The organism is Aquimarina agarivorans, assembly GCF_000218485.1.
GTDB classification, from domain to species: Bacteria; Bacteroidota; Bacteroidia; order Flavobacteriales; family Flavobacteriaceae; genus Aquimarina; species Aquimarina agarivorans.
Map to the genome: position 1 here is coordinate 13,820 of NZ_AFPB01000137.1, position 23,656 is coordinate 37,475.

The 23,656-nt window shown below is 34.3% G+C and carries 19 protein-coding genes and 2 pseudogenes; 12 read left to right on the forward strand and 9 right to left on the reverse strand.

What is annotated here, in order from left to right; all coding sequences use genetic code 11:
* Nucleotides 1-6: 6 nt before the first annotated feature.
* Nucleotides 7-1,455 (reverse strand): tRNA (N6-isopentenyl adenosine(37)-C2)-methylthiotransferase MiaB, encoded by a 1,449-nt coding sequence (gene miaB / locus GMC_RS0107585; RefSeq protein WP_010521565.1) that lies wholly within the window; start codon nt 1,453-1,455, stop codon nt 7-9.
* A 274-nt stretch (nt 1,456-1,729) separates the two neighbouring features.
* Here miaB and topA point away from each other — a divergent pair, with 274 nt between their 5' ends.
* The 7 genes from topA (at nt 1,730) to GMC_RS0107620 (ending at nt 11,656) form a co-directional block, all read left to right on the forward strand.
* Complete coding sequence (gene topA, locus GMC_RS0107590; RefSeq protein WP_010521566.1) at nt 1,730-4,252, forward strand: type I DNA topoisomerase; 2,523 nt, start codon at nt 1,730-1,732, stop codon at nt 4,250-4,252.
* An 18-nt stretch (nt 4,253-4,270) separates the two neighbouring features.
* On the forward strand, nt 4,271-5,419 hold the full coding sequence (locus tag GMC_RS0107595; RefSeq protein WP_010521567.1) for a formimidoylglutamase: 1,149 nt from the start codon (nt 4,271-4,273) through the stop codon (nt 5,417-5,419).
* 104 nt (nt 5,420-5,523) lie between these two features.
* Nucleotides 5,524-6,903 carry a T9SS ring complex lipoprotein PorK/GldK gene (gene porK, locus GMC_RS0107600; RefSeq protein WP_029489659.1) on the forward strand — a complete coding sequence of 460 codons (1,380 nt, stop codon included), beginning with the start codon at nt 5,524-5,526 and terminating at the stop codon, nt 6,901-6,903.
* A 57-nt stretch (nt 6,904-6,960) separates the two neighbouring features.
* Nucleotides 6,961-7,596, forward strand: coding sequence for a type IX secretion system motor protein PorL/GldL (gene porL, locus GMC_RS0107605; protein WP_010521569.1), 636 nt, complete (start codon nt 6,961-6,963; stop codon nt 7,594-7,596).
* 45 nt (nt 7,597-7,641) lie between these two features.
* A complete protein-coding gene (gene porM / locus GMC_RS0107610; RefSeq protein ID WP_010521570.1) occupies nt 7,642-9,201 on the forward strand; it encodes a type IX secretion system motor protein PorM/GldM in 1,560 nt (519 codons plus the stop codon).
* 20 nt (nt 9,202-9,221) lie between these two features.
* Nucleotides 9,222-10,112 carry a type IX secretion system ring subunit PorN/GldN gene (gene porN / locus GMC_RS0107615; RefSeq protein ID WP_010521571.1) on the forward strand — a complete coding sequence of 297 codons (891 nt, stop codon included), beginning with the start codon at nt 9,222-9,224 and terminating at the stop codon, nt 10,110-10,112.
* 491 nt (nt 10,113-10,603) lie between these two features.
* On the forward strand, nt 10,604-11,656 hold the full coding sequence (locus GMC_RS0107620) for an NAD(P)/FAD-dependent oxidoreductase (RefSeq protein WP_010521572.1): 1,053 nt from the start codon (nt 10,604-10,606) through the stop codon (nt 11,654-11,656).
* A gap of 232 nt (nt 11,657-11,888) precedes the next feature.
* On the opposite strand, the gene GMC_RS0107625 is transcribed toward GMC_RS0107620, so the two are convergent.
* Nucleotides 11,889-12,284, reverse strand: coding sequence for a DUF983 domain-containing protein (locus GMC_RS0107625; protein WP_010521573.1), 396 nt, complete (start codon nt 12,282-12,284; stop codon nt 11,889-11,891).
* A 128-nt stretch (nt 12,285-12,412) separates the two neighbouring features.
* On the opposite strand from GMC_RS0107625, the pseudogene GMC_RS19460 reads away from it, so the two are divergent.
* The 3 genes and pseudogenes from GMC_RS19460 (at nt 12,413) to GMC_RS0107640 (ending at nt 14,996) form a co-directional block, all read left to right on the forward strand.
* Nucleotides 12,413-14,330: pseudogene (locus GMC_RS19460) on the forward strand (ABC-F family ATP-binding cassette domain-containing protein).
* On the forward strand, nt 14,317-14,814 hold the full coding sequence (locus GMC_RS0107635; protein WP_010521574.1) for a MarR family winged helix-turn-helix transcriptional regulator: 498 nt from the start codon (nt 14,317-14,319) through the stop codon (nt 14,812-14,814). The pseudogene GMC_RS19460 and the gene GMC_RS0107635 overlap by 14 nt, the downstream one beginning before the upstream one ends.
* Nucleotides 14,814-14,996 carry a CPXCG motif-containing cysteine-rich protein gene (locus GMC_RS0107640; protein WP_010521575.1) on the forward strand — a complete coding sequence of 61 codons (183 nt, stop codon included), beginning with the start codon at nt 14,814-14,816 and terminating at the stop codon, nt 14,994-14,996. The genes GMC_RS0107635 and GMC_RS0107640 overlap by 1 nt, the downstream gene beginning before the upstream one ends.
* Before the next feature lie 48 nt (nt 14,997-15,044).
* Here GMC_RS0107640 and GMC_RS0107645 read toward each other — a convergent pair whose 3' ends face one another.
* The 4 genes from GMC_RS0107645 to GMC_RS0107660 form a co-directional block, all read right to left on the reverse strand.
* Nucleotides 15,045-15,404: a YraN family protein gene (locus GMC_RS0107645; protein WP_010521576.1), complete on the reverse strand. Its 360-nt coding sequence runs from the start codon at nt 15,402-15,404 to the stop codon at nt 15,045-15,047.
* A gap of 70 nt (nt 15,405-15,474) precedes the next feature.
* Nucleotides 15,475-16,407, reverse strand: coding sequence for a S66 peptidase family protein (locus GMC_RS0107650; protein WP_010521577.1), 933 nt, complete (start codon nt 16,405-16,407; stop codon nt 15,475-15,477).
* A 266-nt stretch (nt 16,408-16,673) separates the two neighbouring features.
* The gene (locus GMC_RS0107655; protein ID WP_010521578.1) at nt 16,674-16,985 is read right to left on the reverse strand and encodes a T9SS type A sorting domain-containing protein; all 312 of its coding nucleotides are present in this window, start codon (nt 16,983-16,985) and stop codon (nt 16,674-16,676) included.
* Between the two features lie 14 nt (nt 16,986-16,999).
* Entirely contained in the window at nt 17,000-18,208 is a 1,209-nt protein-coding gene (locus tag GMC_RS0107660) for a hypothetical protein (protein ID WP_010521579.1), read from the reverse strand.
* Nucleotides 18,209-18,374: 166 nt separating this feature from the next.
* Between GMC_RS0107660 and GMC_RS22175 the strand changes: the two genes are divergently transcribed.
* The gene (locus GMC_RS22175; RefSeq protein ID WP_238527947.1) at nt 18,375-18,515 is read left to right on the forward strand and encodes a hypothetical protein; all 141 of its coding nucleotides are present in this window, start codon (nt 18,375-18,377) and stop codon (nt 18,513-18,515) included.
* Here GMC_RS22175 and GMC_RS0107670 read toward each other — a convergent pair.
* Nucleotides 18,512-19,165, reverse strand: a complete 654-nt coding sequence (locus tag GMC_RS0107670) for a hypothetical protein (protein ID WP_010521580.1) — start codon at nt 19,163-19,165, stop codon at nt 18,512-18,514. The genes GMC_RS22175 and GMC_RS0107670 overlap by 4 nt on opposite strands.
* 345 nt (nt 19,166-19,510) lie before the next feature.
* Here GMC_RS0107670 and metG point away from each other — a divergent pair, with 345 nt between their 5' ends.
* Entirely contained in the window at nt 19,511-21,571 is a 2,061-nt protein-coding gene (gene metG, locus GMC_RS0107675) for a methionine--tRNA ligase (RefSeq protein WP_010521581.1), read from the forward strand.
* 18 nt (nt 21,572-21,589) lie between these two features.
* Here the strand turns inward: metG and GMC_RS0107680 are convergent, their stop codons facing one another.
* Together GMC_RS0107680 and GMC_RS22180 are read right to left on the reverse strand one after the other, a co-directional pair.
* Complete coding sequence (locus GMC_RS0107680; protein ID WP_010521582.1) at nt 21,590-23,395, reverse strand: metallophosphoesterase family protein; 1,806 nt, start codon at nt 23,393-23,395, stop codon at nt 21,590-21,592.
* 54 nt (nt 23,396-23,449) lie between these two features.
* Nucleotides 23,450-23,656, reverse strand: a pseudogene (locus GMC_RS22180) (MATE family efflux transporter); the annotation flags it as partial.

A 23,656-nucleotide genomic window follows, 5' to 3' on the forward strand; every position in this document is an offset into this window, starting at 1 on the left:
TTTTTTTTAATTATTTTCCGAAAATCCGATGGCTTCACCAATTAAAGTGCCACTAGTGCAATCGGTAATTTTTACTTTTACAAAGTCTCCGACTTTATAACTTTCTTTATTAAAAACTGTGACAGTATTGTATTCCGAACGACCGCTCCATTGTTCAGCTGACTTTTTGGAGGTGCGTTCCACTAAAACTTCTAAGGTGCGCCCTAAATATTCTGCTGTGCGTAACTTAGCGTGCGCTTGTTGTTTGTTAATAACCTCCTGTAAACGACGTTTTTTTACTGTTTCAGGGATGTCGTCCGCTAATTTTCGTTCCGCTAGCGTTCCAGGTCTTTCGCTATAAGCAAACATGTATCCAAAATGATATTTAACGTAATCCATTAAGCTTAAGGTGTCTTTATGGTCTTCTTCCGTTTCGGTGGGGAACCCGGTAATCATATCTTGCGAAAATGCACAATCAGGAAGGCGCTTTTTAATATTGTCAATTAATTCAAAATACTCCTCGCGCGTATGCTGGCGATTCATTTCTTTAAGTATGCGATTACTACCACTTTGCACTGGTAAGTGGATGTAATTACAAATGTTATTATGTTTGGCCATCACATCAATGGCTTCCATAGTCATGTCCTGCGGGTTGGAAGTGGAAAAACGAATCCTAAGTTTTGGGTAAGTTGTAGCAATTAAATCCAGCAACTTGGCAAAATTTGTAGCGGTTGCTTTTGCAATTTCGCTAGCCTTGTCAAAATCTTTTTTTAGCCCGCCACCATACCATAAATAACTATCCACATTTTGCCCCAATAATGTCACCTCTTTGTATCCTTTTTCCACAAGATCGGTAACCTCTTGAATGATACTTTGAGGATCGCGGCTACGTTCTCTACCCCTAGTAAAGGGGACAACGCAAAAAGTGCACATGTTGTCGCACCCTCTGGTGATGGAAACTAAAGCGGAAACTCCATTACTTTGTAAGCGCACTGGTGAAATGTCGCCATAGGTTTCATCTTTTGATAAAATAACATTAACAGCATCTCTGCCTTCATCAACTTCATTTAGTAAATTTGGTAGGTCTTTGTAGGCATCAGGACCCACAACTAGATCAACAATTTTTTCCTCTTCAAGGAATTTACTTTTTAAACGCTCTGCCATACACCCTAACACGCCAACTTTCATTTTTGGATTTTGGTTGCGTTTTACAGCGTTGTATTTTTCCAGGCGTTTACGGACTGTTTGTTCCGCTTTATCTCTAATGGAACACGTGTTTACTAAAACCAAATCGGCATCTTCCAATTTGTTTGTGGTGTTAAAACCGTTGGTTGCCAGTATGGAAGCAACAACTTCACTATCGCTAAAATTCATTTGACAGCCGTAGCTTTCAATAAATAATTTGCGTTTGTTGTTTGCATTAGTAGCTAACACCAGAGTTTCTCCTTGTTTTGTTTCGTCAATCGTCTTTTCCATTTTGCTAACGCTACTGTTTTGTTATTTTGGAAGTGCAAATATAATACATATTTTGATGCTTCTGACAATGTGTCAGTTTGTATTTTAAAAAACTACTTTCGTTAAAATTATGCCAATGGTAAATTTTTGTATTTCTGGCGTAAGCCTTTTAAATATTAGGTGTTTGAAACACTGTAGATACTTTAAAAAAATGGTAATATATTAAGGACTATGCTTTAAAATTTGAATAAGTAAAAAAAATTGACCTACTTTTGTTTTTGTTAAAAGATAAGAAATGGCAAAAAATTTAGTAATAGTTGAGTCCCCGGCAAAAGCAAAAACCATTGAAAAGTTTTTGGGTAAGGATTATGTTGTGCATTCAAGCTTTGGTCATATTGCGGATTTGCCTTCTAAGGAATTGGGGGTAAATGTTGAGGGAGACTTTAAGCCTAAATATATAGTTTCTGATGACAAAAAAGATGTTGTTAAAAAGCTGAAAAATTTATCTAAAAAAGCAGAAACAGTTTGGTTAGCAAGTGATGAGGATCGTGAGGGAGAGGCTATTGCATGGCATTTGGCTGAGTCATTAGATTTGGAAAAAGATAAAACAAAGCGTATAGTTTTTCATGAGATTACCAAAACGGCAATTTTAAAAGCTATTGAAAATCCGCGTGAAATTGATTATAATTTAGTAAACGCACAACAAGCCAGACGGGTTTTGGATCGTTTGGTGGGGTATGAATTATCCCCGGTGTTATGGCGAAAAGTTAAAGGAGGTTTATCCGCAGGTCGGGTGCAATCTGTTTCTGTGCGTTTAATTGTGGAGCGCGAACGGGAGGTTTTAGGTTTTGAAACTAAAGCATCATACCGTATTGATGCTGAATTTAGGAATGTAAATGGAAAAAGTTTTAAAGCTAAGTTGCCTAAAAACTTTTCTAGTAAAGCGGAAGCAGAAACTTTTTTAGCCAATAATGTAGGTACTGCTTTTAAGGTGGCCGATTTAACAAAAAAACCAGCAAAAAAGTCCCCAGCTGCACCATTTACAACTTCTACATTACAACAGGAGGCGGCTAGGAAACTTTACTTTTCGGTATCTAAAACCATGAATTTAGCTCAGCGTTTGTATGAGGCTGGACATATAACTTACATGAGAACGGATAGTGTAAATTTATCCAAGCAAGCGCAGGATGGCGCTACTGCAGAAATTGTTTCGGCTTACGGAAGTGAGTATAGTAAAACTAGGCAATACAAAGGAAAAAGCAAGGGTGCACAGGAAGCGCACGAAGCTATAAGACCGACAAATTTTGCCAATCATTCGGTAAATGCTGAGCGTGATCAGCAACGCTTGTATGAGTTGATTTGGAAACGTGCCATTGCATCGCAAATGAGCGACGCGCAATTGGAAAGAACCAATGTGCGTATTGAAGCCGATAAGCATAATGAGGTATTTACTGCAAACGGTGAGGTAATTACTTTTGAAGGGTTTTTGAAGGTGTATTTGGAAGGGAATGATGATGAACACGAAGAACAAGATGGTATTTTGCCAGCAATGAAAGTAAGCGAAGCACTTGGAAATAACTTTATAAAAGCAACGGAACGTTTTTCTAGACCGCCAAGTAGGTTTACGGAAGCTTCTTTGGTAAAAAAACTGGAAGAGTTAGGCATAGGACGTCCCTCTACATATGCGCCAACAATTTCAACCATCCAAAACAGGAAGTATATTGAAAAGGGAACGTACGAAGGTGATTTCAGGAAATATGCAGAAATCATACTTTCCAACGGCGAAATTGTAGAAAGTCAACTTCAGGAAAAAGTAGGTAGTAATAAAGGGAAGTTAGTGCCAACCGATGTAGGGATGGTAGTAAACGACTTTTTAGTAGCGCATTTTTCCTCGATACTTGATTATAATTTTACAGCTAAGGTAGAAGAAGATTTTGATGAAATAGCTGCGGGTAATGAAGAGTGGACTGGGGTGATGAAGTCTTTTTACGATGATTTTCATCCAACGGTACAAGATGTTGCTGAAAATGCTGAAAGGGAAGTTGGTGAACGAATATTAGGGAAAGATCCTGAAACAGGAAAGCCTGTGAGTGTGCGTTTGGGGAAATTTGGTCCTATGGTGCAAATAGGATCTGTTGAGGACGAAGAAAAACCACGTTTTGCAAGTTTAAGCCCAGGACAAACTTTAAGTAGTTTGACATTTGAAGAGGCTATGGATTTGTTTCAATTGCCTAAAGATTTGGGGGTATATAAGGAGTTGTCCGTAATAGTTTCCAACGGTCGTTTTGGTCCTTATATTAAATATGGGGATAAATATGTTTCCTTGGAAAAAGGAGAAGATCCAATGGGTGTAGACCTAAAAAGGGCTCAGGAATTAATTGATGCCAAAGAGAAGGCAGATGCCCCTATTTACGAACACGACGGATTGCCAGTACAAAAAGGGACAGGTCGTTTTGGTCCTTATTTAAAATGGAATGGGCTTTTTATTAATGTCAATAAAAAATACGATTTTGATAATTTGTCAGATGATGATATAGTTACCTTAATTGAAGAGAAAAAGCAGAAAGAAATAGATAAGGTAATTCATCATTGGGAGGATGAAGGTATCCGTGTTGAAAAAGCGCGTTGGGGGCGTAGTAATGTAATAAAAGGGAAGCTTAAAATTGAATTGCCTAAAACAGTTGATGCGACCAAGCTTACGTTAGAAAAAGTACAGGCCATTATTGATAAGAATGCACCTAAGAAAAAAGCACCTGCAAAAAGAAAAACTGCAGCTAAAAAGAAAACGACAGCCAAGAGTAAAAAGACGACCAAGTAATTTTTTTAAAATAATCGCATGTTTGAGTTTTTAAGGCCAGTATCGTCTGAATTGTTGAATTATGCAACTGGTTTGCCTGAGCATACATTGGGCAGGCAGCTAAATTTTTATTCTGCAGAAACAGTACCAGAGTTAAAAGAAGGTGGCTTAGTGTTATTTTCGGTAATTGAGAATAGAAACAATCCCAATGGATTGTTAGAAAAATTGAATTTTGATGGTATCAGAAAACAATTTTACCGTTTAGCTAAAGGAAATTGGGATGTGGAAATTTATGATGTGGGCAATATTTTGACTGGTGAAACGGTGAATGACACTTATTTTGCTGTTAAAGAGTTGACCAAAGCGCTACATAAAAATAAATGCATGCCTATTATGTTGGGGGGGAGTCAGGATTTGATGTATGGTCAGTACCGCGCCTATGATCCTGAAGCAGGAATGGTGAATATTGTTAATGTAGATGCCTGTTTTGACCTAGGAAATGTGGATGAACCCATATCAAATCAATCATACCTAGGTAAAATTGTAGTAGACCAACCTTATAACTTATTTAACTACACAAATCTTGGATATCAGTCTTATTATGTCGCTCCTGAGGAGTTAGATTTGTTAAATCGAATGTTTTTTGATGGCTTTAGATTGGGTGAAATTGCTGGTAATTTGAAGGCTGCAGAGCCTATTATGAGAGACGCAAATATCGTTGGAATAGACTGTAATTCAGTAAGTTCTGCCTATTATGGGGTAAATCCTAACGGGTTCACTGGTCGAGAAATTTGCGCACTTAGTCGATATGCAGGTATCAGTAATAAGGTGACAAGTTTTGGAATATACGAATATAATTCGGATATTTGCTATCCTTCTGGGGATCAACTAATAGCCCAGTTAGTTTGGTATTTCATAGAAGGGGTTAGTGCGCGGTGGAATGAAAGTGGTGTGGTTGAAACGATGGATGTAATTCATTATCAAGTCCCTGTAAATGAAGAAGTAGTGTCGTTTTATAAGAGCAGAATAACCGAAAGATGGTGGATGGAAATAACATATTCTAGTAGATTGAATAATAATTTAATTTCTAATGCGTTATTACCTTGCACATACGAAGATTATATTGAAGCTTGTGACCAAATATTACCTGAAAGATGGTATAATGCGAAAATGAAGTTTGAAATGTAGTTTTGTCGAACAATAGATATTTTTTTAAGTATTTAATTGTTTTTTAAAAATTAATAAATAGGTTTACTACCTTGAATTTAAAAGATCTTAACCTAAAATAAGTTATGAAGAAACTATTAATGTTTGCTGCTGCCCTAGCAGCCTTGATTAGTTGTACTCCTAAAAGTAATGGTCAGTTGACTGGTGTGAAGGGGAAAGCTTGGCATCCTGAAAAGCCATATGGTATGACTTTAATCCCTGGTGGTGCGTTCATTATGGGTAAATCCGATGATGATAAAGCAGGTCTATTAAATGCTCCTCCTAAAACAGTTACTGTGCGTTCTTTCTACATGGATGAGACGGAAATTACAAATTCAGAATACAGACAATTTACTGAGTGGGTTAAAGATTCAGTTGTTAGGACTCAATTGGCAATTACAGCTGACGAAGTTGGTCAAACAGGTTCTGATGAAGACGGTATCGGTCAGTTTGCATTCAGAAACACAGAGGATGAAGAAGAGTTGTCAGTATACGAAAAGTATGTAAGAGATAACTACGAAGGTCTAGGTGAAACCGGATATGAAGGAAAAGCCCTTAATAAAGATGTGGATCTTATTGAAGACTTAAATGAATATCCTGATGAATACTACGCTGAGGTAATGGATAGTCTGTATATTCGTGCGGAAGAATCTCATAATGGCGTGCGTACTTTTAAAACTGAAAAGTTGGTGTACGACTATAAGTGGTATGATATAGAAGCGATGGCTAGAAGCCGAAGTAAAGATTCGAAAAAATTCTTAAAGCGTGAAGCTTTAAAGATATATCCAGATACTACAGTATGGATTAGAGATTTTAGTTATTCTTACAATGAACCAATGCACGATATGTATTTTACGCACACATCTTACGATGATTATCCAGTGGTTGGTGTGACTTGGAAACAAGCAAAAGCTTTTTGTGATTGGAGAACAAAAAATCATAATGATGCTTTAAGAAAAAAGAAAAATAAAGACCAAGTATCTCGTTACCGTCTACCTACGGAAGCAGAGTGGGAATACGCTGCAAGAGGAGGTTTGGAATCAGGAACATTCCCATGGGGTGGACCTTACGCTAAAAATGATAGAGGGTGTTTCTTAGCTAACTTTAAGCCTATGCGTGGAGATTATGCAGCTGATCAAGCATTATATACTGTTGAAGCGAATTCATACGATCCTAATGATTACGGTTTGTACAATATGGCAGGTAACGTATCAGAATGGGTAGGTTCAACATATGATCCAGCATCTTATGAGTATACATCATCTATGAACCCGAATTCAAGCGACGATGAAAATAAGCGAAAAGTGGTTCGTGGAGGTTCTTGGAAAGATGTTGCTTATTTCTTGCAAGTAAGTACACGTGATTACGAGTATGCAGATTCTGCACGTAGTTATATAGGTTTCCGAGCTGTTCAGGACTATATGGGAACAGACGTAACAGGAAACACTAAAACGACAGGTAAATAAATTAAATTGCCCCAAATATTATCCAATTAAACTTAAAAACTTAAACTAAAATTTATTATGGCACAGTCAAAAGGAAGTAAAAAAGTAATGAACATGGTATACGGTCTCGGTGCGGCCGTTGTAATCATCGGAGCATTATTTAAAATAATGCATTGGCCTTTCGGTAATGAAATGCTTATTATTGGTCTGATTACAGAAGCATTAGTATTTGTAGTATCTGCATTTGAACCAGTAGATGATGAATTAGATTGGTCTTTAGTATATCCTGAATTAGCAGGAGGTCAGTCTACCAAAGGAAAGAAAAAAGAAGAAGTTTTAGATCAACAAGGAATGTTGTCTCAAAAATTAGATGCTATGCTTAAAGAAGCGCGTATCGATGGAAGTTTAATGGAAAGCTTAGGTCAAAGTATCAGAAACTTTGAAGGAGCAGCAAAAGGAATTAGTCCGACGGTTGATAGCATAGCTTCTCAAAAGAAATATAGCGAAGAAATGTCAGTAGCAGCTACTCAAATGGAATCCTTGAATAACTTATATAAAATACAGTTAGAGTCTTCTCAAAAGCAAGCTGATGCTAATCAAGCTATCGCTAATAATGCGGCTAAGTTAAAGGATCAAATGGAAAGCTTAACTTCAAACTTATCTTCATTAAATGGAGTGTATGGAGGAATGTTAACTGCTATGAATAGAAGCTAATTAGTTTTTAAAACTATAATTAATAACCTTAAAAACTAATTAAAAATGGCAGGAGGAAAATTGTCCGCTAGACAGAAGATGATTAACCTGATGTATTTAGTATTCATCGCAATGATGGCGCTAAATATGTCGAAAGAAGTATTATCGGCATTCGGGTTAATGAACGAAAAATTAGAAAAATCAAACGTAAGAGCTTCAGAAAGAAATGAAGCGTTTATGGAGGATTTACAAGCTAAAGTTGAAGAGCAGCCAGAAAAATATAAGCCTGAACTTGAAAAAACTAAGCGTATTGCTAAGTTATCTGATGACTTAATTAAGTACTTAGAAGAAACAAAGGATGTTATATTAGCAGGTATGACTGATGAACAAAAGGTGGATTACCAAACAATGGATAAATCAGCACCTTTAGATGAGCACTTTTTTGCAGGTGGTCAAATAACATCGGAAGGTAAAGAATTTGTTGAGAAAATTGACGCTTACCGCAATGGTATCAACGCTGAATTAAAAGGTGGTACTACAGATTTTACTGAAATAATCAAGTCAGTTAATGCTGATTTTTCAACTGAACCAGTTGAAAACAGAGACGGGTTAAAAGTAGATTGGTTACGTTACAATTACGAAGGTTTTCCAATGGTAGCTTCTTTAACGAAGTTGACACAAATGGAAAATGATGTTAAGAAAGATGAATCTGAAATTTTATCTGCTATTTTAGGAGGTAAATTAAAGAGTGAAGTTTCTTTATCAAACTTTGAAGCAATTGTAGTTGCTGATAAAACAGCTTATTTTTCTGGAGAAAAATTTACAGGTAAAATCGTATTAGGAAAGAAGGATAAAACGTTAAAAGCACATAAAGTAACTGTAAATGGTAAAGAGCTTTCTCCTGAATCAATGCAGGAAGGTCAAACTATTTTAGAGTTTCCAGCAGGTAACGTGGGAGAACAAACTATTGAAGGAGAGTTTCAATTTAAAGAAGGAGATTCTATCATCCCAATTCCAATTAAAAGTTCTTACTCAGTAATACCATTACCAAATTCAGCGGTTATTTCTGCTGATAAAATGAATGTGGTGTATCGTGGGGTGACTAACCCGATGACAATATCAATTCCTGGTGTCGCTTCTGTTAGCGCAAAGGCTCCAGGGTTGAAATCTGGTAAGGGAGCAGGTAAATATTCAATGAATGTTACTAACGTAAAAAAGCGTGAAGTTAAAATTGTAGTGAGCGGTAAATTACCAAATGGTAAAGTAGTAAGCGATAGTAAAACATTCCGTATTAAAGATATTCCAAGACCAGTTGGAACGGTGCGTGGCGAAGATGGCTCAATAAAAATGACCAAAAGTTCATTAGCTGTATCAACTATTGGAGCTATTTTGCCTGATTTTGATTTTAATTTGAAATTAAAAGTAACAGGTTTTAAAATTAAAGTGCCAGGACAACCTACATCAAGAGTTTCTGGAAATAAATTAAATAGTGCTGCTCGTGCTGCGTTAAAAAGAGCTAAGCGTGGTGAGTCAGTTCAAATATTTGATATTAATGCTAAGTTAGCTTCAGGAAGCTCATACCGTGTTAAAAAGGTATCTCCTGTAATTGTTGAGTTAACAAACTAATATAATTAATTATCGTAATTATGAATTTGAGAAATTTTATAGCTTTAACCTTTAGTATTGTTGTTTCGGCCTCTGTAATGGGTCAAGCAAACGCGCTAAATTCTCAAAACCCTGAGGACATAGGAGTAAAAACCGCTCAGCAGATTGAGAATGATAACGATAATCCATTAGAGTATGGATACGTAGATGACAGAGATGTACTTTGGGCTAAAACCACTTGGGAAATTATTGATCTTGATGAAAGAGTTAATTTTCCATTGTATTATCCAATTGATACTGTAAATATTGGTTCTGATAGAAGATCATTATTTGACGTATTATTGAGTAGTATCAAAAATGGTAAATTAGAGCATGTATATTCAGATTCATATTTTACTGAAAAAAGAACACTCGAAGATTTGAGTGCTACCATTAAAAAAGTAGATACCACTGATTTAGGTATTGAACAATTGAATGCAGGTGAGAATGTTTCTCAGGAATTTATTGAAGTAAGAGACTTAACTGCTCAAGATATTGCTGAATATCATGTAAAAGGATTATGGTACTTTGATAAAAGGCAAGGAGAATTAAAATACCGTTTGTTAGGTATAGCACCAGTAGCACCCGATGTTAACTTTATAGATGACGAAGAGCCAGATTTAGTGCCTTTATTTTGGGTGTTTTATCCTCAGGTAAGAGAGATTTTGCATAATGCAAAAGCATTTAATCGCAAGAATACTTATATGCCTATTTCATTTGATCATTTGTTAAATTCGCGAAGGTTTAGTAGTGTGATTTACAAAGAAGATAATGAACAAGGTGACCGTAAAGTAGAGGACTACATCAATGACAATGCTTTATTGCAGTTGTTAGAAAGCCAAAGAATCAAAGAAAGTATTCGAGATTTTGAACAAGATATGTGGAATTACTAGTGTTATTAGTATTTTATATAATTATGAAAATGCCTTTGGAATTCCAAAGGCATTTTTTTTGGTTTAATTTTTTTGTTGAGAGTTTTTTGCGGGGAGTTGTCCGTTGTGAGTTGTTGAATTGTGTTTGCTTCTCTGCAAATCTGATAGTGTCTCAAGGATGAAGTCAGTTTTGAGTTACCAACTCAATTAAAGGTGAATTTTCTTTATTGGTCTCAGGTTTATTTAAAACTATGCATTTTTAAAGCATTTCGCTTTTAGCTTTTAAAAATATTACAAGAGCTATTGGCAATTAGTAATTAGCTGTTGGCTTTAAAATACTGCTAATAGCCAAAGGCTAATAGCTAATTGCAAAAAACGGATGTTTAAAAAGTAATGACTTTTAGTCCATACTGGTTCATTTTGTCTTTTTCTATAGTAAGTGTTTTATATTAAAAATGTGTATTCTAAAACTTAGTTTATAAGCTGACAATAATTAAAGTAACTTTGTTAGTATGATAGATTATATTATAGTTGGTTTTGGTTTAGGTGGAAGTGTGCTTGCATCGCATTTAGAGGGCGAAGGGAAGTCTGTTTATATCATTGATGGATCCGATAAAAAAGCGTCAGTAGTAGCTGCTGGTTTGTTTAATCCGATTGTACTAAAACGCTATACAATGTCATGGAATGGGCATGCGCAATTGCAATATGCCAAGTTGTTTTATGAAAATTTGGGATGCAATTTAAAAACTTCTATAGTTGAAGAATTTCCAGTATATAGAAGATTTCACTCTGCGGAAGAGCAAAACAATTGGTTTGAAAAAATTGACCAACCTGAACTTAGTACTTATTTATCTCCGTATTTAGTTGAACAGCCTACTAAAGCAATAGTTGCGCCCTTCAAATATGGACAAGTCATGAAAACTGGCCGTATTTTAATACAAAAAATGTTAGATGCCTACACAAAACAGTTAGTAAACAAAGCAGCTTTCAAAAATGAGGATTTTGATTATGATTTGTTGGAGATAAAAAAAAACTACGTGCAATACAAAGGGGTTAAAGCAAAAAGAATAGTTTTTTGCGAAGGGTATGGAATTAAGAAAAATCCTTTTTTTAATCACTTATTACTCGTAGGTAATAAAGGTACCTATTTGATCATCGAGTGCAAGGATTTACAGCTTAAGGCAGCTGTCAAGTCGCATTTTTTTATAGTGCCTTTAGGGAATAACAGGTATAAGTTTGGGGCAACGTACGAACAACAAATCAAAGGGGGGAATTATGATCTTGCTGCTAAAGCTCATTTGATTTCATGTTTAGATGATTTAATTACGGTTCCTTATAAAATCATAGATCAGGTAACAGCAGTTCGCCCAACGGTAAAGGACAGGAGGCCCCTGGCAGGTTCGCATCACAAACATGAAAATGTATTTGTAATGAATGGTTTAGGCACCCGAGGTGTGATGATTGCACCAACAGTGGCAAAACAAATGGTAGATTTTATGGAATATAAAAAACCTTTGCCAAACGAAATAAATTGCAATCGTTATAAGTCCAAAGCTGATTATTAAGAGGCGGGTGTTTAAATTTAAGTTTGATGTAATACCATTTACTGTTTGAATTTACCTTTAAGAGAAATGGTGGGTATAGGAAATATACAAATCAGAAAAAATAAGCATAGCATTAGCTACAGTATTATTTCATTTTAAAATATCAAGAAAAAGTAATCATTTTGAATGGAAAATTGAATATCGTCTACGGTGCTAATATTTCTAAAAAAAGTATTTGTTTGGGAAATACCATCTAGTTGTTTCTCTTTTTGTCTTTGCTTTCATCATAACTCATAAATAAATTGATCCAGATATTTCGCGATAAGCGAAGTATGATTGGCAAACAAATCAAAATAGTACCTACAATTACAAAATAGCTTGTAAGTAAATTTAAATTAAAAAAGTAATGTGAAATTATAAATGCAGCCACACCAAATGCAACTCCCACACCATAGCTTACATACATAGCGCCATAAAAAAATGAAGGTTCCATGCTGTACTTTGTATGGCAGTGATTACAACGCTCATTCATTCCTAAAACATTTTTTATGGCAAAAATTCGCGTATTTTTATACATGGATTCATTTTGGCAAACTGGACATGTACCAGTTAAAATACTATAAATTGAGGTGCCTTTCAAAAATTTCATTAGGGGATAGGTTTAAAAATTACTCTTTTGTTAATGATTTGTAAATAAAAACATATGGTTTTAACTATGGCGTTACTAAGCTTTTTTACTAATGTAAAAATAAGCATCTTTGCACAAATTTTTTAGCAATGTTGAATATTCATAACCTTTCAATTTCTTTTGCAGGAACCTATCTTTTTGAAGATATTACTTTTAAAATTATTCCTGGAGATAGGGTGGGTTTGGTTGGAAAAAATGGCGCTGGAAAATCTACAATGTTAAAAATTTTATCTCGAGAGCAAGAACCCGATACAGGGCAAATTGCTATGGATAAAAATGCTAAAATTGGCTTTCTTAAACAGGATATTGATTTTGTTGAAGGTAGAACAGTTTTGGAAGAAGCTTATGAAGCATTTGAGGAAATAAAAACGCTGGAACGCCAAATTGAAGCGATTAACTTACAATTGACTGAGCGCACGGATTACGAAAGTGAGGCTTACGCAAAATTAATTGAAGATGTAAGTGATTCTACGGCACATTACGAAATTTTAGGAGGCTATAATTACCAAGGTGAAACTGAAAAAGTACTATTGGGTTTAGGTTTTAAAAAGGAAGATTTTAATAACCTGACCGACACCTTTTCTGGTGGTTGGCGTATGCGTATTGAATTGGCAAAATTGTTGCTACAAAGTAATGATATTTTACTATTGGATGAGCCTACCAATCATTTGGATATTGAATCTATTATTTGGCTGGAAAATTTTTTAAAAAATTATTCGGGAGCTGTAGTCATTGTATCACACGATAAAATGTTTTTGGATAATGTGACCAATCGAACTATAGAAATTTCCTTAGGAAAAATATATGATTACGATAAGCCGTATTCTAAATATTTGGTTTTGCGAAAAGAATTAAGAGCGCAACAATTAGCTACACAAAAGAATCAGGCAAAGCAGATTGAGCATACTGAAAGATTAATTGAAAAATTTAGAGCGAAAGCTACAAAGGCCTCTATGGCACAGTCCTTAATCAAAAAGCTTGACAAAGTAGAGCGAATTGTAGTAGATGAAGATGATAATGCGGTAATGAATATTAAATTTCCGATTAGTATTCAACCTGGTAAAGTGGTAATTGAGGCTGAAAATGTTGGAAAGTCTTATGGCGAGAAGAAGATCTTGGAAGGGATTGATCTTTTAATTGAAAGAGGTACTAAAACTGCTTTTGTAGGTCAAAATGGGCAGGGAAAATCAACACTAGCAAAAATAATTGTTGATGAATTACCTCACACAGGAAGCTTAAAGTTGGGGCACAATGTAGAGATTGGATATTTTGCGCAAAATCAAGCGGAATATTTGGATGGAGAAATTTCTATTGAAGAAACCATGATTAATGCCGCGGATGAAAAAACGCGTTCTAAGGTACGTGATATGTTGGGGTCATTTTTATTCAGGGGGGATGATGTAGATAAAAAAGTAAAAGTACTGTCTGGAGGAGAGCGAAATCGATTAGCGCTTTGCAAACTTTTATTACAGCCATTTAATGTGTTGGTAATGGATGAGCCAACAAATCATTTAGATATTAAATCTAAAAATGTATTAAAGTCGGCGTTAGAAAATTTTGAAGGTACCTTGTTATTAGTTTCGCACGACAGGGATTTTTTACAAGGTTTAACAAATAAAGTATACGAGTTTAAAGACCGAAAAATAAAAGAATACCTTGGAGATATTGATTATTATTTAGGTGAACGAAAGGCGTTGGATATGCGCGAGATTGAAAAATCTGAAGCTCCTCAAAAAAAATCCTACTAAGGAAAAAGTAAAACAACAAAAAAGTTACGAAGAGCAAAAAAAATTAAAATCTCTTCAGAATAAAATAAGCAATTCCGAAAGTAAAATAAGTGCACTTGAAAGAGAAATTAAAAAGTTGGACGATGAATTGGAATCAAATTATGAAGAAACTATGGCAAAGCCCGATTTTTTTGTAAATTATGATTCCAAGAAAAAGCAACTGCAAGATGCCTTAGAATTATGGGAAGAATTACAATTGCAAATTGATGAACTGGCTTAATAAAGATATAGATAACATGGAATTTGAAGAAATAGACATTAACTCTCATGCCCTTTCATGGGTAGGTAAAATTCATTACGATTTTGGATTTATAGTTCAAAATGCATTTAAAAAAAATGGATTGAATTTAACTAAAGAAGAATGGAGTATTTTAAAACGATTGAACGTTAATGATGGTCAGCGTATGAACGATATGGCCTTTATAACTCATCGGGATAAAGTTTCAATGATGCGTGTGGTAAACTCAATGGTAAAAAAAGATTTTATCATCATGCGGACTGACGAGGTAGACAAGCGTGTTAACCGAATCTTTTTAACGGTTTACGGTAAAAAAGTGATTCAGGAAGTACTGCCTATTATGTACCAACTTATTCCTGAAGTTCAGGATAGTTTAACATCACAAGAAAGGGATATCCTTGTGGAAGCTTTAAAAAAGGTAAAAGCGCGCATGGCGGAAATTGCAGAAAAGCAAGGGTTAAAATAATGTTTGAACATTTTTTTCAATGCCCTTATTGTTGGGAAACTATATCAATGTTGCTTGATCCAAGTGTTGCCAGCCAAACTTATGTTGAAGATTGTGAAGTGTGTTGTAATCCGATTCAGCTAACACCAGTTTTTGAAGCTAATGAATTGATTGCTTTTACAGCGGAAGATATTGAGCAATAATATGAATAAAGACTTCTATAGCTGTAAAAATCTTTTTTTTACGCTATTTTAAAACGAAAGAAACGCATCCTCGATATGCTCAATTTCAAATTTTCCTTGAAGCGCTATAATAGCAATAACATCAAAACGAGCTTCTAAATCAATATCGTTTTTTTGGATATAAAAATTTAAAGCAGTTACAATAGATTGTATTTGTGATGGTTTTACAAAATCTTGAGGATCGCCAAAATCTCGTGTACTTCTGGTTTTAACTTCTATAGCAATGATTTCATTGTTGAATTCAGCAATAATATCCACTTCGTGTTTTAGGTAACGAAAATTAGTTCGGTGAATTTTAAACCCCTTTTGTTTTAAAAATTCAAGAGCTCTTTTTTCGCCTTCCTTACCTAATTCGTTATGATCTGCCATTAATATTCGTCAGTTAAAAAAAATGATTTCAGCAATAAATGGTATTAAAACTTAAATGGTTTGCGTTAAGTTACATAGAATAACTTATAGTTACACTCTTTGACTGAACATAAATAGTAATTTCTTTTCCAAAAATAATAGGCCTATTATCCTTTATATGTCCAAAAGGCGCTTCAAAAACTATAGGGTAATTGTAGTTTTTTGCAATTTCTAAAATTTGTTCTTTAACATTAAAACCAAATGGAATGGTATTATCGTGCATTTTGGTCATGCCACCAATTACAAGACCAGATAAATTTTTAAATAGCCCGTTACGATCTAGGTTTTGAAGTATACGATCTATATGGTATAAGTATTCGTCTAAATCTTCTAAAAAAAGTATTTTTCCATTGGTGCTTATCGCAGAAGGAGAACCACACAAGGAATACAATACTGAAAGGTTTCCGCCAACAGCAATTCCAGTAGCGCTACCTAATTTATTGTGTAGGTTGCTTTCAAATTCTATAGGAGATAATACCCCTTTGTAATTATTGATTAGTAATTGTTTTGCTTCTGCGGAAGCTTTATAGAAATCGAAAACTAGACTAGCATGTATTGAAGCTATATTTAAATTATGCAAATGCGAGTGTAGCACGGTAATGTCAGAATAACCGATAACCCACTTAGGGAAATTTTGTAAAGGGCTAAAGTCAATACAATCAATAATTCGAACAGTACCATAGCCGCCACGGGCACACCAAATAGCTTTAATTTTTGGGTTGTTAATCATTTGCTGAAAATCTTCAGCACGTTCCTCATCTGTGCCAGCAAATTGATGAAATTCTAAGCCAATCGTGTTGCCTAAAAGAATTTGATATCCTAATTTTTTTAAATAACTAATGGTAGGATTAATTTCAGAAACTAAAATTTTTCGAGCAGTGGAAACAATGGCTATAGTATCTCCTTTTTTTAAAATTGGGGGAATTGTAATTATGTTAGGGGAGCGTTTTGCTTTATTTTGCATTAAATTGTAATCAGGCGTATTAAGTTTTTATAAAATTACTTAAATTAAATAATAATTGTTAGTTAGATAAAAATATCTACTAGATGGTTTTTAATATTTCGATTACTCATTTCAAAATAGTAAAGACTATCTTGTAGCTGAAAGAAAGTAGTTGAAAACCAGCACAAAACATATTTGAGTCCAATACAAACTTAAAAGGGATCATTAATATAAATGATCCCTTTTAAGTTTGTTTGTGAATTCAGGTTTACAAATAGGCTATAAAATTAATTTTCTACAAGAAATTTATAGCCAATAGTGCTTTTAGATGTTTTTACACTAAAAATATATACTCCACTACTCAAATTAAGCGATGTTGGGTTTAAAGGAATTAGTTGTTGAGAATCCTTATTTAACATACCAGTGTAAATGTCAGTAATTTTTGCTCCTGTAATGTCATAAAGTGTTATTTTAACGTGATTATCAATTTTAGAAAGTAACGTTAGATTAGCATCTTTGTCAATACTTATTTGAGGTGCAAACTTAGTAACAGAAAGAGGTTTTTCAATTGGCAAAATGCTCAGTACATCTAATTGCATTTCATCAATCTTTTTTAAAATTTCATTTTCTTTTTGGTTTTTGCATCATTTATTGGTAGGTAACCGAGTACGCTATAAACATTAAAGTCAACCAAGTTTTGTCCAAACTTGTTTTCAGAAGCATCATAAGTATCGGCTAAAAATTTACTATAATCTATGCCTTTGTCTTCAAATTTATCATTGCTCAGTAATTCTGATTCGTTGGTACCACTATCAATAATTGATTTAAGCTCATTTTCAGGTTCAGTATGTTCAAGCCCTAAAAAATGACCAATTTCATGTGATGCTACACTTGATAAATATTCGGCTATAAAATTTTCCTTATTCAAATCGCTACTAAAATTGATATTATCAATTAATCCAGGGATATCTTCACCATCTACAGTAAAGGGGCCAGCTAGTTCTTCAGTAAATAATATTGCAGTATCTTGATTACTGAAATTTCCTGTATCGAAATCAATGGTTACTCCCCCTGGATTAATGCCAACTTCTTCAGTACCTCCAATAAATAAGGTATTGTAATTGATATTATTTTCATGGAGCATTTTAGGAATTAAATCTCCTAAAACAGGATCGCCATAATCACTAATAAAAGTTACGTTAAAGTTTGGATTAATCGCATTTTTATTGGCTTCATTAAAATCTTCAATAATAATATTAGTTATTCTATTTGTTAAACGAGTTCTTGTAATTTTATCGTTTTTTAAACCAATTTTATCAAAAAAACTACTTATTGCTAATAGTTTAATAGTATTAAAATCTACATCAACACTATTTTTTCTAAAACGTGTAGACTGTAAAATGAGTGTGTTATCTAATAAATTTTCATCTTCAAATTCACCAATTGCCATATCTGAGTAAAGTTCTTCTCCAGTAAAATCCAAGTAAATAATATCTCTTGTACCAGGTTTCAATTCAAATCTAGGTCTGGTGGCAAAAATGTCAATGCCTTGATTAGTTGTAGCTTCTTCTTCAAAAGCAATATTTGAAACCTCTTCTTTAATAATATAACGGCCAGTTTTAGGTATTATATAACTAACCGAAGCGCCTGTGTTTTCAGATGTTAGGGGAAATGGACTTTCTTCTCTATTATCTAAAGCGGCATTATTAAAATTATTAATGTTTTTGAAAGCCAATTTTTTATCAGGGTAAAAAAGGCTCAAACTCTTTCCAAGCGTGGAGTTTGCTATAGCTAAAAGCACATCTCCTTTATTTAAATTCATACTGTAATAAAAGGAATTAATGGTCTCTTTACTCACATTAAGGACATATTGTCCAAATTCTGTAGTTGATTTTACCTCTTTATCGATGTTAATAATTTCATTTTTAGATAGTGGAGTATTTGGCGTTGCATTGATACTTGTTAAATCGGCAACAACAATATAAGCAATGGTTTCTTTATTAAAGGTAAAATCGATAGGCTGTTTTTCAAAGGAATTTACATCTGTAAAAAAGTCTAAAATGTCTCCTTGTTCATTAACTAAATATACAACAGGATTAAAATTTTCTGATGATGCTTTAGTAATTTAATTAACGTCGATTGCAAAAGTTTCATTCTTTTTAGCAGTTATTTTATAAACATCAATGTCTTTATGTTTGTTATCCGTAATTCCATTTGGGCCATCGCCAATATTTTGAATATAATATGTTTGGAAAATTTTTGGATCCTTAAATAGAGGTGTAGCGGAGTCAAAATTTTCATTGCCATTTACAGAGCTCTCAATAAATTCAAAGGTATTTTCATCTACTTGACCACCTATAGTAATTTTTTTTGTGTCAACTTTTAAAACATCAAGTACAGGGGAATCAAATACGTTAAAGGCAAAATTTGTAACATTAGGATTAACATTTGAAATACTAACCTGATTAGTTCCCTTTGGATTGGTTCTAAAATTAGTTATTAATTGAGGGCTTTCTATAGATGTATTGGTTCTTAACGAGTTTACTTGAGTAGCATCAGTTTCAGAAGTTTTTTTCCTTAAAAATTTACTTACCGGTATGGTATTGATATTTTTATTTAAAATAACACATTTTTTTCCATGGGCATTATTAATTTTTTTCAAATAATTTTTATGGTTGTGGTTACTTTTTTGTTGTGCTGATAGTGCAAAACTTATCATTATCATCTGAATAGATAGTAGTTTATTTAATTTAAAATAACTTGGGATTAATTTTTTCATAGTTAATTTTTTGTAGTAATTAGTCTGAGATAAAACGTCTTGGTATTCATAAACCCTACTTTTTTTTAAGTGCGAATATTCTTGAGTTTAAAAAGAAATGGGTTAAGTGTTTGGTAATAAATTTTTTACTTGAAATTATTTAATAGTGCTTTTAAATTTTTTATTAAGTATGCTTAGTAGTTAATTCTAACAATTTTGTAGTCCTTATAATTGAGAATTACAAGATTTAAAAATGTGGAAGTTATTTTAGTATTGTTATAAAATTTTACTTGATATACTTAATTTAAAACCTCGCTCTTTTTCCTAAATTTGCTCCTTTAATATAATACAGCACAATTTATTATTATGAGTACGCCAAAAAGATATACCATTACCACAGCATTGCCTTATACTAACGGTCCTATACATATTGGGCATATGGCGGGTGTGTACGTGCCTGCCGATATTTATACACGTTATTTGCGTGGTATTGGTAAGGATGTGGTGTTAATTGGCGGAAGTGATGAGCATGGAGTGGCCATTCCTATGCGTGCTAAAAAGGAAGGGGTTTCGCCACAGGTTATTATTGATAAGTACCACCATATTATTAAAACCTCATTTGAGGATTTTGGGATTTCATTTGATAATTATTCGCGTACCTCTAAGAAAATTCATCACGATACGGCTTCGGAATTTTTTATGAAAATGCATAAAAATGGACAGTTTATTGAAGAGGTGACCGAACAACTTTATGACCCAGAAGCGGAACAGTTTTTAGCCGATCGTTTTGTCATTGGAACCTGTCCAAAATGTGGGCATGATGAGGCTTACGGTGATCAGTGCGAAAAATGTGGTAGCTCACTTAACGCTACAGATTTAATTCATCCCAAATCCACCATTTCAGGAGCTGAACCCATAACTAAAAGTACAAAACACTGGTTTTTACCATTAGATCAATACGAGGATTTTTTGAAAGAATGGATTTTGGAAGGTCATAAAAAAGACTGGAAAACCAACGTGTATGGGCAGTGTAAAAGTTGGATTGACGATGGGTTACGACCAAGGGCAGTAACCCGAGATTTAGATTGGGGAATTCCCGTACCCACAGAAGGAGCAGAAGGGAAAGTGCTATACGTGTGGTTTGATGCACCAATAGGTTATATTTCATCAACCAAAGAGTGGGCAAAGCGCGAAGGTAAAAATTGGGAAGATTACTGGAAAAAAGACGATACCAAATTAGTGCATTTTATTGGTAAGGATAATATTGTATTTCATTGTATTGTATTTCCAAGCATGCTTAAAGCAGAAGGAAGTTATATTTTACCAGAAAATGTACCTGCAAATGAGTTTTTAAATTTAGAAGGGAACAAATTGTCTACAAGCAAAAACTGGGCAGTTTGGTTGCATGAATATTTAGAAGATTTCCCAGGTCAGCAAGATGTATTGCGTTATGTGTTAACAGCAAATGCACCTGAAACAAAGGATAATGATTTTACTTGGAAAGATTTTCAAGCACGCAACAACAACGAACTAGTAGCTATTTTTGGAAACTTTATTAACCGAGCGGTAGTTTTAACTAATAAATATTACGGAGGAGTTGTCCCAACACCTAATGAGTTGACGGCTATTGATACCGAAACACTTGAAAAACTAAAAGCCTATCCAGCGGTTATAGCCAGTTCATTGGAGCGTTACCGCTTTCGCGAAGCAAGCCAGGAAATGATGAATGTAGCGCGTTTAGGAAATAAATATTTGGCGGATTTGGAGCCTTGGAAAACAATCAAGGTAGATGAAGAACGTACCAAAACAATTATGTATGTAGCTCTTCAAATAGCATCAGCTTTGGCTACATTATGTGAGCCATTTTTACCTTTTACTAGTACTAAGTTAAAGTCTATTTTAAATATAACTTCTGATTATACACCATGGGGGAATATCGCTTCCGCAGAAGCTTTATTGTCTAATGGCCACAAAATAGGGAAAGGAGAATTATTATTTTCAAAGGTAGAGGATGCTACAATTGAAGCACAACTTCAAAAATTAGAGGATACCAAAAAGATAAACGAAGCAGCTGCAAAAGAGGTAGAACCACAAAAAGACATGACAAGTTTTGAAGATTTTAGTAAGCTAGACATGCGTGTAGGAACTATTATTGAAGCTGAAAAAATGCCAAAGGCTAAAAAACTACTAGTTTTAAAAATAGATACAGGTCTTGATGTACGTACGATTGTTTCTGGTATTGCGGAACATTTTGCACCCGAAGCAATTATTGGTAAGCAAGTCACTGTTTTAGTCAACTTAGCTCCAAGAAAATTACGTGGCGTTGAAAGTGAAGGAATGATTCTTATGACTCAACAAGCCGATGGGAAATTAGTATTCCTAAACCCCGATGAGGATGGTGTGCCAAATGGAGAAACGATTAGTTAAAAAATACAATGGAATTTATTATTTGACAGTAACTTTCTTTTGGTTCTTTTGAAAAGCAGTAACATGATATGTTTTTAAAGAGTTCCCTTCACCAATAACAACCTTAAAGTTTCCTTTAATATACGTTTTTGGTTGATATTCATCACCTTTTACTCTAATAGAAGAAACCAATTCGTTAGCTTCATTATAAATAGTAACAACTTGGTTTTTTTTGGTTAGTTTAAATGTAGGTAGTTCATATCCGTTAGTGATGTTAAAGTTATCCATTTGATTTATAGTCACAGGCCAACCTTTGTATTGCTTACTTTTTGGGTTGGTAATATCAACGTTTCGTGGCCAACATTCAAAAGTAATTTTTCGATCGTTTTTTTGATAGCGTATTACCCCAAAGCCAGCGGCTGTAGTAGTTAACTGTCCGCCTTTTTGTTTTTTCTCCTGTATGGTTGGATTGGCAGTGGCGTGCATGGTTATTTTATTTTGGAAGCCGTCTAAAAATTCGCCAGTATAATCTGGTGCCCCTTTTTGACGATTTTTTCCAGCTTCGGGTGGAGCCCACCAGCGCAACCAAAAATTAGCTATCGACGGAGTGCAAAAGGAGTAGCCTGCATCGTTCCAAGTATCAATACCATGATGAATTACGGTGCCCAAATGCTGATCGCCAGCAATCATGCATGAAAAACTTTTCCGAATTACCGACAAAGCTTTATCCCTTTTAGCTTGCGGCCAACCGTTGGTATCAAAATCTAGTCCGATAGGTTTATCAAATTTACCCGAATGTGTATTTCCCATGGCAAATATGGTTTGCGATAGTACAGTTTTTATTTCAGCATCCTTCCAATCGGTTGTCCAATCTTCAAGAAATTTCAATTGGCGTTCGCCCAGTAAAGTAGTTCCTTTTACATTAAAAGGTCTGTCATCAATATTGGCAGCGGTTACTTTTGGGAAGTATTTTTTTTCATCTTTTACAAAGCCTTCAAGTCCATTTTTAAATTTTCTGTCTTCTAAAATAGCGAAACTAATACTTCCCCATTTTAAATCGGTATAATACACACCAATTCCTTGTTCAATAGGAGTTGGGTCATAGGGGTCAGGTAAGTGAGAGGTTTGCGCTCTTTCTACTTCTTTTACGTATTCTACAGGCATGTAATAGCCACCACTTTCGCCGTTTCTGGCTGTTCCTTTTTTTCCTCCAGCTCCCCATAAATTAGCTTGTCCAATATCATGGTCGTCGGGCAAGCAAATGGTAGGGGTGTTTCGGATAATATCGCCAAAATCTCTTCCAAATTTTAGCCAATACAAATAATGTTCGCTATGGTCATACACCTGATCTCCTGAAAAAAAAAGGACATCAGGTTTTAGTTTTTTCATGTTTCCAACAATATCGTTACGTTCAATATCGCCTCCATATTTAGGATAAATGGAGTTGCAGGTAAACGCGGCTAACACAATTTCGTCCTTATCTATTGGGTTTTTTTGTATGGAGCCTTCGTAAAAGGCTTTATTGTTGTGGGCTACTCTGTATTCATAAGCTTTTGTATCATCCCAATTTTCAATTCTAAAAGGAGCGGTATACCCTGGATATATTATTTCTGCGTAAGCTTTATCTACCCATTTTCCATTTTCTTTTATTTGTAAGCTAGCGGTAAATGGCTCGTAGTTTTTTATAGGATAAAATTGAGCGGTCAATTTTAACGTGTTTTCATGTACTGTATATAAAGCAAAGCAAATACGATCTTTAGGTGGAATGCTATCAGGCAGTTTGAATAGCCAAGTTTCGTTTTGAGCAGTTAATTGAAAAATTGTTGCAAAAAGAAACAGCAACATATATTTTTTTGTTAACACAGGAGGAAAGATCATTTTGGTAAAACTTAACGTAAATTATACAGTGCTGCTAATATACTTACTTTTAAATTTCCAAAACATACCCACAGCTCTGAAAATTAACCAAACACCTAAGGCAATCCAAATACCAATAAGTTTTAAATTAAAATACTGAGTGATAAGTAGCGTAGGTAAAAATCCTAAAAAAGTGGAAATAAACAATAAATTCCGCAAGTATTTCATTTCCCCTAATCCTTTAAATGT